The 248-nt window shown below is 62.5% G+C and carries 1 protein-coding gene; it reads left to right on the forward strand.

Annotation, left to right across the window (positions count from 1 at the left end; all coding sequences use genetic code 11):
* Positions 1 to 248: ACT domain-containing protein (locus tag B3V69_RS11160; RefSeq protein ID WP_296446540.1), on the forward strand; the 248-nt coding region annotated here is incomplete at both ends.

Consider the following 248-nt stretch of genomic DNA (forward strand, 5'->3'; position numbering starts at 1 on the left):
CGTGTGATCGAGGTGGAATGGGGCCAACCCCAGGCGGCAAGCGCCGCCGTCTACCCGGTGGACGTGGCGGTGGAAGCGGCTGACCGGCAGGGGCTGCTGCGCGATATTTCTGAAGTCTTTGCCAAGGAAAAAATGAATGTGATCGGGGTGCAGACCCAGTCGGTGAAAGGCACGGCCTGGATGACCTTCACGGTCGAGGTGGCGGACTCGGGTCGATTGGCGAAAGTGCTGGGGATCGTGGCCGAGTT

Source organism: Rhodoferax sp. UBA5149, from assembly GCF_002413825.1.
Classification (GTDB): domain Bacteria; phylum Pseudomonadota; class Gammaproteobacteria; order Burkholderiales; family Burkholderiaceae_C; genus Rhodoferax.